A 12,543-nucleotide genomic window follows, 5' to 3' on the forward strand; every position below is an offset into this window, starting at 1 on the left:
TAAGCAGAACCATGGAACTGTACAAAAATTATAAAATGGAGGAAAGGTATGAAAAAAGCAATAGTAATGTTGCTGTCATCGGTAATGATTTTTTCACTATCAGCATGTGGGGCTAAGCAAACGGAAGACCAATCGGCAAAAGGAGCCAGGCAGACACAGACAGACGTAAATGCAGAGACCTCTGAGAAAACACAGACCGATACAACAGTGAAGAATGAGGATTCCGATCCGATTAAAGTAGGGTTATGCAACATTAATGAAAAAGGCGCGTTTGGAAAATTGGTAAAATATGGATTTGAGCAGGCCTGCAAGGAACGAGGTTGGGAATTGGTATATGCAGATAATAATTCCAACGGCCAGCAGGCGATTACAAACGCAGACACCATGGTATTGCAGGAGGTAGATTTTGTAGTTGACCTGAATGTAGACTCATCCGTGGGGGATATGGTAAAAGGGATTTTTGACGAGGCGGGGATTCCGGTTCTGGCTGTCGATATCGCCCTGGGAGATGCGCCGTTCTTCGGAATCGATTCTGAACAGCTTGGTTATTTTAATGGAGAAACAGCAGCAAAGTATATTCAGGAAAATTATGAGGGATCGGTAGATTATATTGTATTGATGACTCAGATTGCTTCCGGCGACGAAGTGCAGAAACGTGTTCGTTCGTCCATTGACGCTTTGGATGAAAATGGAGTTAAATACGGCGAAGTAGTAGAAATTGAGAGTGAAAATGACGCGGCTATCAGCCAGCAAAGATTCACAGACTTTTTGACAGCGCATCCGGATGCAGAATCTGTCATTGTATTTACCATTAATGAAAATTCGGCGCAGGGCGTATATGCAGGAGCTGTTACCGCCGGCCGCGAATGGGATGTACGTATTTTCTCAGCAAACTGCGGTGTCCAGTTTGTAGAACCGATGTATGAATCAGATGGAAAGCAGTCCTGGGTATGTACGATTTCTAATTTTACTGAGCTTTATGGAGAACAATGCTGTGAACTGATCGAGCAGTATTTTGAGACAGGAACTATTCCTGAAAGCACATGCTGTAAATTTGAAGCGATTACCTGGGATAACATCAGCGAATTTTACCCGGAAGGCAATTGTCCGTGGGATAACTTTGAGTAATTCCTTTATAGGTATGCTATTACTTAAGATAAATGAAAGAAAGCTGTCTCATATGAGAAACCGTAAAATAAAATATAATTAAGAAACAATAATTTTATTTTACGGTTTCTTTATGTCTGTAGATATTGAATTCGAGGTAATAAAATGGCAGAAAAATATATGAAAAATGACCATATTGTTTCAGATGAGATCGTAATGGAAGCGAAAGGAATATGTAAAAGTTTTCCCGGCGTAAAGGCGCTTAGCGATGTAGATATAACCATTCACAAAGGGGAAGTGGTGGCACTTCTAGGTGAAAACGGCGCAGGAAAATCCACTCTGATTAAAGTACTTTCCGGAATTTATAAACAGGAAATCGGTACGGTTGCGATGGAAGGCAAAGAGATGAATTTTGAACTTCCGTCAGATGCAACCAATGCAGGTATTGGAGTGATTCATCAGGAATTAAATTATGTTTCCACGATTTCTGTTGCAGAAAATATTTTTATGGGTAATATTCCGAAAAAATACGGCCTGGTAGATTATAAAACGATGTACAGACAATCCAAAGAGATTCTATCACTGGTTGGCTTAACGATTGATCCCAAGATAAATATCGGAGATTGCTCTGTTGCGCAGAAACAGCTGATTGAAATCGCGAAGGTTATGTCCAACAACGCAAAAGTCCTGATCTTAGATGAACCGACTTCCGCGTTAAATGATATAGAGGTAGGATATCTGTTTCAACTGATACATAAAGCTGCGTCTGAGGGCGTATCGATCTTTTATATATCCCATAAATTGGATGAGCTTTTTGAAGTGGCCGACCGCGTGGTGGTTATGCGGGACGGATGTGTAACAGGCCAGATCGATATGAAAGAGGCTACGAATGACCTGTTAATCTCCAAAATGGTTGGCCGGGAACTGGACGATATGTATCCTAAGATTGGCGGAATCGTTGGAGAAGTAGCTTTGCAGGTTGAAAATCTGACGACAGACAGTCTGAAAAATGTATCCTTTGAGGCTAGGAATGGAGAAATTTTGGGAATTTATGGTTTAATGGGGTCCGGGCATCAGGCAATCGGCTCCGCTTTATATGGACAAGATATCGTTCATGAAGGAAAAATCCGTATAAATAAAAAAAATTTAATTCCGAAAACACCCCTGGACGCCATTAATGCTGGTCTTGCCTATGTTCCTGCAGAACGAAAAACAGAAGGTCTGGTTTTAAATCAAAGCGTCGCGGTAAATACGATGGCCGGATATTATAGTAAGTCCCATAAAAAGATACTGAATAACCGTCTGGAAATTGAAAAGACAAAGAAGTGGGTGGATAAATTCAGTATAAAAACACCAACAATCGATACGGCAGTAGAATCCTTATCAGGCGGAAATCAGCAAAAAGTGATTCTTTCGCGCTGCCTGGAATTGGATCCGGATGTTTTGATATTAAACGAGCCGACACGCGGCATTGATGTCGGTGCAAAATCAGAAATTTACAGGATTCTGGATCAGTTGTGTCAGGAGGGGAAATGTGTGATTATCATTACGTCAGAGATGCCGGAACTTTTGGCAATGTCCGATAAGATTATGGTAATGTCCGACGGACAAAAAAGCGGTTTTTTAAATAAAGAAGAAGCTACGCAGGAATTGGTTGTTCAGTATGCGATAGGAGGTTAAGAGTGTGGCAAAGAGGAGTTTAAAAGAAGTTGTTGGGAAAATGACTCATACATCGTTTACGACAGTTATTTGCGCATTGGTATTGGAAATCGTATTTTTTGCGCTCATGTCTCCACATTTTCTATCTTGGAAGAATTTTTTAAATATTGGTTTGTATGCAGCGATCGTCGGTTGTGTATCATGCTCTGTAACGTTAGTCAATATTTCCGGAAACATTGACTTATCGGTAGGATCACAGATCGCAGTGGTCGGTATGGTAGCTGCGGTTGTAAGCCGCGCAGGCTATGGCTGGGAAATCACATGTATCGCGGCGTTAATTGCAGGCGTCGTTTGTGGCGCAGTGAACGGTTTTTTCATTACGGTATTAAAATTAAATGCATTTATCACCACCATCGCAACGATGCAGTCTTTAAGCGGAATCGCCTATCTGATCTCGCAGGGGCAGTCTCTGCCGATTTCTAATCCGGAATTTACCTTTATCGGAAGAGGATATCTGGTCGGTCTACCGACCTCTCTGTGGATCATGCTGATATGCTATATCATCTTTCATATTATTTCAAAATGGACCGTATTCGGAAGATCGATCTACATGATAGGCGGAAATACGCAAGCCTCTTTCCTGGCGGGCATCAAAGTCAATAAAATACGCTTCGAATTATATCTGATAAATGGATTAATGTGCGGCGTTGCCGGCATTATCTTATCGGCACAGACAGGAGCAGGTATGCCAAATGCTGCGGCCACTTATAATATGACGGCTCTTTCCGCTGTTATCCTTGGCGGCGCGGCTTTAACAGGTGGAAAAGGAACAATATTCGGAACATTTTTGGGTTCTATGATATTGGCTATGCTGAATAACGGAATGACGCTTTTATCTGTAGGTTCCTATTGGCAGTATATTATTATCGGCCTCGTTCTGTTGGCTGCAGTATCCATCGATGCGATCAAGGGAGGAAGCCTACGACGGAAAATCTAAATATCAAGCACTAGATTTTGTTTGCTGGAACGCAGTCCACGGGGAGACATACCGGTTTTTTGACGAAATGTTTTTGAAAAATGATGAATATCGCTGAAGCCGGTGGTATCAGCGATCTCTGAAATGGTCATATCTGTGGAAGTGATCATTTCGATTGCCTTGGAGATACGGTACGCCATCAGATATTGATGCAGTGATTTACCTGTATATTTTATGAACTGTTTGTTGAGATAATTTGGATGATAATTAAAATGCTGCCCGATAGTGACATTTGTAATATTTTCCGCATAATGCTGCTGGATATAGCTTAAAATTTGCTCTGCCTTTTTCGCAGAAAAGGAACGCTGATTTTGTCCGAGTGAGAGTGTGCGGTAGCACTGAGAAAGAATAGACAAAAAAAGTCCGCTTAAACGCTGGCTGTAAAAAATTTTTTTAGAATCAAACTCGATGAGCATATCCTGTAATGTAGATTCCAGGCTTTGCATATTTTGCAGATAGATAAACTGATTCATGGCAGGCATATCAGTTAGAAAAACCCGTTCTAAAATCCTATTTTCATCAAATATTCTGATCGGTTCAGGCGGAATCGGAACCACAAGGTTTTTATTACTTTGCGTATAATCGAAGTTTACGCCCAGAAGAATCAGGAGATTCCCGTCATCGCTGACCATACGGTATTCCGTACCGGAATGATACATAAAAACATCGCCGCGGGAAAGGCGGTAAGAGGCATCAAGGGTATAGAGACAGCCGCTTCCTTTGGAAACCAAGAAAAAGCGGCAGTCATATGGCCGGAAGAAATCGGGATACTCTTCCTTTGTGACACGGAAACGCTGTACGTATCGGATATTGGGCTGAATGTCTGCAAAGCTCAGGGAAAAATTTAACGGCATAGTTTATTTACCTTTCGAAAACAGTTCTAACTAAAGTTTAACAAATATTTTTTTTTATTCAACAGAAAAATATCTTTCATGTCTAAGAGTTAAGGAGATTAGAGAAATGGTAGAACGATTAAAACAGCGAAATGCCAGAATCGGCGTATTTGGCGTTGCCCATCCGGTATACTGGGGACAGTTTCCGGGCTTGGAAGAACAGTTAATGAAATATCATGAAGAATTCAAAAAAATCGTATACGAAAACGGAGTGGATGTCGTAGATTTCGGAATGATCGATTACAGCGAAAAGGCTTTTGCTGCTGCGGAAGAGATCAAAGGCGGCAAGATAGATATTCTGTTTTGTAATATGCTCACTTATGCAACCTCTTCCGTGTTTGCACCGATCATACGAGCATTAGATATTCCGATTATTTTAGTGGCGCTTCAACCCCGAAGACAGTTAGAGTGTGAGGAGGCAAACACCCGTCAGCAGCTGGAAAATGATAATATCTGTTCGGTTCCGGAATTTACGGGGGTTGCGATCCGTATGGGTAAAAAGGTCCAGGATGTGATTATTGGTGTATTATATGATGATAATGAAGCAAAAACAAATATTTCAGAATGGTGTGAAATTGCTAAAGTGCTTCATGATTTAAAAGGCGCACGTTTTGGTTTGATGGGACATGTGCTGGAGGCTATGTATGATATGCATGCTGATCCAACGGCAATTGCAGATGCATTTGGCGTTCATGTTCCACTGCTTGAGGTGGATGACGTCTTAGCGGTATATGAAACAGTAACGGAAGAAGAGATCGAAGAGAAAAGCAGGCTGATTCTGGAATGCTTTGACACTCCGGTTCCGGTTTCCGATCCATTGACGATGAAACTGACAGAAGAAGATCTGTATCATGCATCCAAGACAGCAGTAACGTTAGATAAGTTTGTGGAAAAATATAATCTGACCGGTCTGGCTTATTATTATAACGGGCGGCCGGATTCGAATCATCGGCAAGTAGTGAGTTCTTTTATCGTGGGAAATTCTTTGTTAAATGCAGAAGGGATTCCTATGTGCGGAGAGTTTGATATTAAAACCTGTATCGCTATGTTTATTATGGATAGATTAAATATTGGCGGAAGCTTTGCAGAATTTCATCCATTTGATTTTGATGAAGATTATATTATGGTTGGGCATGACGGACCTCATCATATTGCGATTGCAGATGGGAAACCGGTGCTGCGCTCCCTCAAAAAATTCCATGGAAAGCCGGGCTCAGGCGCTTCCATTGAATTTAAAATCAAAGAAGGCCCTATTACAATGCTTGGAATTACGCAGAGCTACGATGGGAAGTTTAAATTTATCCTTGGCGAAGGGATTTCAAAGCATGGACCGATTCCGCCCACAGGAAATACAAATACGCGAGGATTTTTTGAGCCGACTACAAAAGAATATATCAAAAAATGGGTAATGGCAGGCCCCACCCATCACTATGCTCTTGGAGTCGGACACCATGCGGATACCATTGCTAAAATAGCGGAAGTACTTCATATCGATTATGAAATTATAAAAAGCTGATTGGCTTTGACAGGCAGGAGTAATAGAAATTATGGAAAAAAGAGTGTGGACAGGAAAAATTCTTCCGGGAAAATTAGAGGAATATATTCGAACGCATCAGCAAATTTGGCCGGAAATGACAGAAGCTCTGAATACACAGGGAATTCACAATTATACGATTTGGAATAACAACGATACAGTTATCGGGTATTATGAATGTGAATCCCTTCAATATGCGGACAAAGTCAAGCAGGAGTCGGAGATTTGCAAAAGATGGGCTGAATTGATGGGAGGGATCATGGTATTGGATGCAGAACCTGAGACAAATGAGATCAAAAGCTATCAACAGATTTTTGGTCACAAATAAATGCGGAATTATCAGGAAAATCCAATATTCTCTCACACTTAAGGTTACTTGCCCCCCTGAGAGACAGCTATAAGCTGTCTCTTTCTTCCGCTGTGGATCATACTAAACCTGTATACCGTCAAGTACATCGCTCTCACGTGGGAATATTACAGTTCCCGTCATTTTTCCACAGCCTTCCTCCACCAGTTTTTCTGCCGAAACAGCCGGTTCATACCGGCGTAGATTCCGAACCCGATCATTCCCCCCACGGTATTCATAATTACATCATCGATATCCGCAGAGCGCCCGGTGAAATACTGGACGATCTCGATCAGAACCGTTATTCCCAGAGCGCACAGGGACATCCGCCAAAAGGATCTAAGCTTCGGGAAAGCGATGGGCATCAAAAAGCCCAGGGGAATGAACATCAGGATGTTGGAGACCAGCTGCTGGATCATTCTTGCAAACCCCATCTCATAGGTGTGTGTCAGCCAGACGAAGGGCTGCAAATTCAGCAGGCGGTAATCCGGAAAGAACGAAACGCCTCCGACCAGCAAAGTGACATAGATGATCAGGACTGACATTACCGTCAGTGCGTAGCAGGCCAGATGCCGGGCCCCAGGCATTTTATATTTTCTTCCCCGCAGGAAAAATGGCAGATACAGAACCACTGATGCCAGGGCGCTGAGCGGCAGTCCGATGATGAGCAAACCTATAATCATAGTAAATTCCTCCGAATCGCAGTTTCATTTTTCTACTATAAGGTTAGTATAGCTCAATCTCCGGCTGTATTCTCTTAAGATTTCTTTAAAATTAGCGGCATCTATTCATAGGGTCTGCTGTCATATTTATACTCGCTGACATACCAGACTTCCAAATCCTTGTTGTAGGAGGTATCCAGCAGTTTTCTGCGCACTTTCACCCAAAGTGTCCCGTCGGTCCCTGCTCCGGTAAGATCCAGGATCGACACCTCGTATTCACTGTTGGTCTCCCCGATCCGCCGGCTGCAGCCCGGCAGGCTGGGATTCAGTTCAACCAGGAAGCTGAGCAGGACATCTGTCTCATCGAAATCTTTGGTGCGCTGTCCGTTCTCCAGCTCTTCCAGGTAATCCGCCGTAAATTTATCCGCCTCGTCGGTTGCAATCCATTCTCCGTCCGCATAACCGGAAGTGTCGAAAACGTTGGAATCAGAAGCGGGCGCATCCCCGCCGGACTGCGCTTCCTCATAATAGACAGGATAATTCCGGGATGACACAGAACCGGTGCCGGTCCGCATGACTACCTTTAACTGCCCTGTCAGGGATATCTCCGAACTGTTCAGAGGAATCAGCACGTATCCTCTGTCTTCGATACCGCTGATCACGATTCCTTCCTCCTCCGTTCCGTCGCCGCTCCCTGCCATACAAACCGACACGGTATCCGGAGCTTCCCCACGGTACACAGCAATCAATACATCCGAGTCCGACAAGGGATATCCGTTATCTCCCTCCACTACTTCGTTTCCCATATTATCGTAAAAATAAACGCCCGTGATCTCAGCAGGCTGCTGAGGCGTATATATCCGGTCCGCAGCAGGCTCTGCCGGTCTTAAGAGATACCGGTATCCGGCAAAACAGCCGACGGCCGCCAATATCAGCCAGCCAGCTATGGCCGCGGCCTTCCAGCCCCTCCCTGTCTTCTCCAGGGGCACCCGCGGCTGTTTCTTATTCTTCACCTGAACTTTTCCGTGCTTCGCTTCCCGGCACGGATCATCCCCGGGCTCCTTTTCCTTGCTCTGCTCCTCCACTTGGTCCCACAGATCCGCGATGGAATCCGGATCGGCAATGGAATGCGGGTCGGTGTCCTCTTTTCCTGTTTTATCGAACTGCGCGTCCAGTGTCTGCGAAAGCCGCCGCAGATTCTCCGCTGTGGGCGTTGACGCGCCGGACTCCCATTTTGATACCGCCTGTCTGCTGATGTCCAGTTTTTCCGCCAGCTCTTCCTGAGTCAGACACAGCTCTTCACGCCGTGCCCTGATCTGTTCTCCGATTCTCATAAGTATCCCTCTCTCCCTGAGATCCCGGGGTAAGGATCTGTCGGTCCGCATCGGTTCCGGCCGTTTCCCGGAACAGTCACAGGAAACTGCGGCCAAAGCACTTTACGCCTCCGGTATCACCTTATACTTTGTGAGATACGGCGATGTCTCATCCAAAAATACGATACCGATGATTCCCGTTCCTGTATGTGCGCCGATCGCGCACCCCACATAGCTTTCCATGAATCTGGTGCAGCCGCACTTTATTTCCAGCATCTTTTTTACCTTTTCCAGGCTCTCATAATCGTCCCCATGGCAGATTCCCACGATCTGATTCTTCAGATCCGGATTCTTTTCGGCCGCCCGTTCCACGCATCTGGTCAGCGAATGGTTCCTGCCCCTCACTTTTTCCACTGCTTTTAAGGAGCCCTCTTCCGTTACTTCCAGGATGGGCCGGATATTCAGGATATCCCCCGCCATCTTTCCGGTCCGGCTTAAGCGTCCCCCTTTATACAGGTATTCCAGAGTGGCGACCGTGAAAATATGCTTCATATGGCTCTTGTGATATTCTACCGCCTGAATGATCTCCTCCTGGCCTGCACCGCATTCCTGCATGCGCAGGGCATAGTAGACCAGCAGGCCAAAGCCCAGTGCCGCGCACTTGGAATCGAGAATGGTCAGGTCGAATCCGGGGTATTCCTCCAGCAGCTGTTTTCTGGCCAGCAGGGCGGCATTCATCGTGCCGGCCAGGCCGGTAGAAAAACAGATATAGATAACCTGGTCTCCTTCCTTTGCAAATGGCCGGAAATGTTCCTCGAACATATGGCTGTTAATATGATAGGTGGAGATGTCGGCGCCCGCCCTCTGCTTTTCATAAAATTCCTTCGGGAAAACCGTCTCCCCGTCGAAATAATCAGTTCCGTTAATCGTCACCGGTGTCGGTATGACATGCAGATGATATTTCTCTTTCACTGAATCCGGCAGGTCCGCCGCAGAATCCGTGATAATTTTCAATGCCATAGAGTATACTCCTTTTCTTCTTCGCTGTTATATTTCCAATCTTCACTGAAATACACCATATCTTCTCTGTAAACCTTCATTACTTATCTGAACTTATCTGAAATTTCTCAAATTTTCTTCAGATCAGTATACGCTTCTTAAGCTTTGCCCATACCTCCGTAAATCATAAACAGGTAATCCTGCCTTAAAAGCTGCGGATAGGGTCATCGTCATCCGCCGTTTTATCAATGGATTTTATGACGATATAGTAACCGTAATCTTCGCTCACCTTAACCTGCACCCTCTCCCCTGCTTTATGTCCCAGGATGGCTTTCCCGATGGGGGATTCGGTGCTGATCATTTTCTTAAGAGAATTACCGCGGATCGTAGTGACCAGTTTATAGACCTCCGACTGCTCATCCTCCTCAAAATAAAGCTCCACCAGATTATTCAGCCCAACCTCATCGTCCTTTGAATCATCCGATATGATCCGCGCGGTCTTAATCATGCGCTCCAAATAGCGTATCCTGCTCTCATTCTTGTTCTTGTCCTTTTTGGCCGCATAATATTCAAAATTTTCACTGAGATCCCCGTGTGATCTGGCTTCCTTCACCGCTTCGATTGCCTGCTTTCGGACTACCAGTTTCCGGTATTCGATCTCTTCCTGTATCTTTTTTATATCACTCTGAGTTAATTGGTCATTCATAACCCGCACTCCTTTACTCCTTTACCGCGTAAACGTTTCTTATCTATCTTATCATAGCGGGGAGAATCCTACAACTAAAGAAATCACACACACTATATTAACACAAATCACTTATAATTTTTACAAAGGGAAGTTACACTAAGAAGGTACTTTTATAGAAATAAAAGAAAGTCAGGTAGATCAATGGGCCAAAAGAAAGAGATGCCCCAAAAGAAGGAAATCACATATGGACAGATCAAAGAAAATGCGGAAATGCGGTTAAGGTTGCCGAGACAGCGGGAAAGATCCTGAAGGAGCTGGGATATTCCGGAAAGGAAATAGAGCTGGCAAAAATCGCCGGATATATGCACGATATCGGAAATTCAGTGAACCGGCATGATCACGCGCATACCGGGGCAATAATGGCTATCCAGATCCTGCGGGATCTGGGGATGGACGATCAGGATACCACAGTCATCGTATGCTAATGTGCAGAAGGGCATGTGAACTGCTGAACGCCAAGTTCAAGTTCACCGCCAACGGCAACAAGATGGCATAACGCCCTTACCAGTCCGGTACCCTGTGCCTGTGGGCTCTTCTGACCGCTGCGCGCCCCCTCTTAAGCAATTCATATATCTCATCCCAGCCGCCCTGTGAGGCGTTCTGGGCCAATTTTTCTTCCTGCAGATGGGATTGGATCACCAGTTCATAATAGAGCTGTGGGTCCACGTCCTCCTCAAAGCATACCTTCGTAAGCATACCTGTGGTAGCCGCATATTTTTCCAACAGTTGTTTTGTAGCCATACTCCGGCGATAGGGAAAGATCAGGCAGTTAGCGGCCAGCGCGATCAGCGCTCCGATCCCGATATAGGTAAGGCGGATCAGGAACATCTGTCCCACATCCCCCACGCCAAAGGCTCCCATGAATACCGCTCCCCCCAATGCACCGATGGTAGAGCAGGCGTAGGTACCGGTATAATCGGTAAAATAAAAGGAAAGGTATCCCGACAGCATCATAACCACCGTCCTTCCCACAGGGTTGGATATCAGCCCGAATACCGCCACCGACACTATTCCGCCGGCAATGGTTGCCACGATCCTTTTACGCGTCTTGACTCCCACGTCGTCCGCATAAGGCAGGGACAGGGAGGCCAGCGTAAACAGCAGCCATTTCCCATGTTCCAGATGGAGTACCTGTACCAGCAGCGTAAACAGCGCCAGCAGGACAGAGACACGCAGCGCATATATCACCCGCACCGGGCTGACATCCAGGGCAGCCTTTAAACGCACCGACAGGGAAAGGGCGGTCCGGTGGTATTTCGTCCGTTTCCGGGGATCCGTCATATGGGTCAGATGATCAGAAATATAAACCAGGGAACGATAAAACTCTTCCTGCGCAGCATCCTCTGTATCCTGTATGATCTTAAGACGGTCAGGCTCCCCGATCCGGTCCGTCTGCCGGTTCAAAAAGCGCCGGTACTCTTCCAGCTGTACAGCAACCCGTTTCAGAAATTCCTTCCTCTCTGAAGTCATATTCCCTTCCAAATCATGCAGAAGCAGAATCATATGTTCCATCCCGCGTCCGGCATCGATCATAGAGAAGCTGGCATCTGATACACACAGAACCTTCCTGCGTCTTTCATACACAGTCCTGCTGAGCCTGCAGAGCGTATTGCGCACATCCGCAGGATCAGCCATCTCTCCTTCTCCATGGAGCAGATACCGGATGCCCGCCAAAGCGTCCCCGATCATGGATGTCAGCACATCCTGCGCCGTCTCCACCACACGCTTACGGCCCTTAAAGAGCTGATAAACGATAATCGACACCGCCCCCGCCAGCAGTCCCAGCAGTCTTTTGGGCAATTGCGCAAAGCCGACCGGTGAAATAAACACCAGAAACAGATAGGAAAGAATATATGGGAAATACATATGGCTCGCATACTCATACGTAAACGCATACAAAATGCAGAACACTGTAACCAGATTAACCAAGAGTGCGGCATAGGGATTCAGCGTATTCACCAGGCACGAGGCCGCCCCCATCCACAAAAGCACCCCTGCCTGCACCATCAGATGCTTCATCGGGGCCGCCGTCATATCTCTGACCATGGACGCCGACATCATAATCGTAAAGATCACCCCCACGATAGAATTCTCCGCCCCGAATACCGCTTGAAACACATTGACAAATACAAGAATAAAAATAAAGTTCAAAGTTGCATGAACAAAATTCTTTTGAAAACTATCTTTCATTTTTTCCAACACATGACATCCTCTCCAGACCATTAACGCTTTCCATATTTCATTTT

General features: G+C 45.5%; 12 protein-coding genes and 1 pseudogene. 7 read left to right on the forward strand and 6 right to left on the reverse strand.

The features are described 5' to 3' along the window. Positions 1-48 precede the first annotated feature (48 nt). The 3 genes from ABC831_RS12360 (at position 49) to ABC831_RS12370 (ending at position 3,763) form a co-directional block, all read left to right on the forward strand. The gene (locus ABC831_RS12360; protein ID WP_343248430.1) at positions 49-1,128 is read left to right on the forward strand and encodes a sugar ABC transporter substrate-binding protein; all 1,080 of its coding nucleotides are present in this window, start codon (positions 49-51) and stop codon (positions 1,126-1,128) included. A 144-nt stretch (positions 1,129-1,272) separates the two neighbouring features. Continuing rightward, on the forward strand, positions 1,273-2,787 hold the full coding sequence (locus tag ABC831_RS12365; protein ID WP_343248431.1) for a sugar ABC transporter ATP-binding protein: 1,515 nt from the start codon (positions 1,273-1,275) through the stop codon (positions 2,785-2,787). Positions 2,788-2,791: 4 nt separating this feature from the next. Further along, positions 2,792-3,763 (forward strand): ABC transporter permease, encoded by a 972-nt coding sequence (locus ABC831_RS12370; RefSeq protein ID WP_343248432.1) that lies wholly within the window; start codon positions 2,792-2,794, stop codon positions 3,761-3,763. Here ABC831_RS12370 and ABC831_RS12375 read toward each other — a convergent pair. Next, positions 3,760-4,359, reverse strand: coding sequence for a helix-turn-helix transcriptional regulator (locus ABC831_RS12375; protein ID WP_343248433.1), 600 nt, complete (start codon positions 4,357-4,359; stop codon positions 3,760-3,762). The genes ABC831_RS12370 and ABC831_RS12375 overlap by 4 nt on opposite strands. A 15-nt stretch (positions 4,360-4,374) precedes the next feature. Between ABC831_RS12375 and ABC831_RS12380 the strand changes: the two genes are divergently transcribed. From ABC831_RS12380 to ABC831_RS12390, 3 genes are all read left to right on the forward strand, one after another. After that, a complete protein-coding gene (locus ABC831_RS12380) occupies positions 4,375-4,650 on the forward strand; it encodes a hypothetical protein (protein ID WP_343248434.1) in 276 nt (91 codons plus the stop codon). 112 nt (positions 4,651-4,762) lie between these two features. Continuing rightward, on the forward strand, positions 4,763-6,211 hold the full coding sequence (locus ABC831_RS12385; RefSeq protein WP_343248435.1) for an L-fucose/L-arabinose isomerase family protein: 1,449 nt from the start codon (positions 4,763-4,765) through the stop codon (positions 6,209-6,211). Positions 6,212-6,242: 31 nt separating this feature from the next. Then, a complete protein-coding gene (locus tag ABC831_RS12390) occupies positions 6,243-6,557 on the forward strand; it encodes an L-rhamnose mutarotase (protein ID WP_343248436.1) in 315 nt (104 codons plus the stop codon). 158 nt (positions 6,558-6,715) lie between these two features. Here the strand turns inward: ABC831_RS12390 and ABC831_RS12395 are convergent, their stop codons facing one another. The 4 genes from ABC831_RS12395 to ABC831_RS12410 all read right to left on the reverse strand — a co-directional run bounded on the left by ABC831_RS12395 (position 6,716) and on the right by ABC831_RS12410 (position 10,255). Then, positions 6,716-7,258, reverse strand: a complete 543-nt coding sequence (locus ABC831_RS12395) for a VanZ family protein (protein WP_343248437.1) — start codon at positions 7,256-7,258, stop codon at positions 6,716-6,718. 101 nt (positions 7,259-7,359) lie between these two features. Continuing rightward, positions 7,360-8,571, reverse strand: coding sequence for a helix-turn-helix domain-containing protein (locus tag ABC831_RS12400; protein WP_343248438.1), 1,212 nt, complete (start codon positions 8,569-8,571; stop codon positions 7,360-7,362). Between the two features lie 102 nt (positions 8,572-8,673). Then, positions 8,674-9,570, reverse strand: a complete 897-nt coding sequence (locus ABC831_RS12405) for a DegV family protein (RefSeq protein ID WP_343248439.1) — start codon at positions 9,568-9,570, stop codon at positions 8,674-8,676. Positions 9,571-9,754: 184 nt separating this feature from the next. After that, positions 9,755-10,255, reverse strand: a complete 501-nt coding sequence (locus ABC831_RS12410) for a GreA/GreB family elongation factor (RefSeq protein ID WP_343248440.1) — start codon at positions 10,253-10,255, stop codon at positions 9,755-9,757. A 224-nt stretch (positions 10,256-10,479) separates the two neighbouring features. Here ABC831_RS12410 and ABC831_RS12415 point away from each other — a divergent pair. Then, a pseudogene (locus ABC831_RS12415) lies at positions 10,480-10,716 on the forward strand (HD domain-containing protein); the annotation flags it as partial. Positions 10,717-10,798: 82 nt separating this feature from the next. Here the strand turns inward: ABC831_RS12415 and ABC831_RS12420 are convergent. Then, complete coding sequence (locus tag ABC831_RS12420) at positions 10,799-12,487, reverse strand: FUSC family protein (protein WP_343248467.1); 1,689 nt, start codon at positions 12,485-12,487, stop codon at positions 10,799-10,801. Positions 12,488-12,543: the final 56 nt, after the last annotated feature.

The sequence above is a fragment of the Diplocloster hominis genome (genome assembly GCF_032380655.1).
GTDB lineage: Bacteria > Bacillota > Clostridia > Lachnospirales > Lachnospiraceae > Diplocloster > Diplocloster hominis.

Coding starts and splice junctions, on each gene's coding strand:
- ABC831_RS12390 (WP_343248436.1), top strand. CDS start 6,243: ATGGAAAAAAGAGTGTGGACAGGAAAAATTCTTCCGGGAAAATTAGAG.
- ABC831_RS12395 (WP_343248437.1), bottom strand. CDS start 7,258: ATGATTATAGGTTTGCTCATCATCGGACTGCCGCTCAGCGCCCTGGCA.
- ABC831_RS12385 (WP_343248435.1), top strand. CDS start 4,763: ATGGTAGAACGATTAAAACAGCGAAATGCCAGAATCGGCGTATTTGGC.
- ABC831_RS12410 (WP_343248440.1), bottom strand. CDS start 10,255: ATGAATGACCAATTAACTCAGAGTGATATAAAAAAGATACAGGAAGAG.
- ABC831_RS12360 (WP_343248430.1), top strand. CDS start 49: ATGAAAAAAGCAATAGTAATGTTGCTGTCATCGGTAATGATTTTTTCA.
- ABC831_RS12420 (WP_343248467.1), bottom strand. CDS start 12,487: ATGAAAGATAGTTTTCAAAAGAATTTTGTTCATGCAACTTTGAACTTT.
- ABC831_RS12405 (WP_343248439.1), bottom strand. CDS start 9,570: ATGGCATTGAAAATTATCACGGATTCTGCGGCGGACCTGCCGGATTCA.
- ABC831_RS12365 (WP_343248431.1), top strand. CDS start 1,273: ATGGCAGAAAAATATATGAAAAATGACCATATTGTTTCAGATGAGATC.
- ABC831_RS12400 (WP_343248438.1), bottom strand. CDS start 8,571: ATGAGAATCGGAGAACAGATCAGGGCACGGCGTGAAGAGCTGTGTCTG.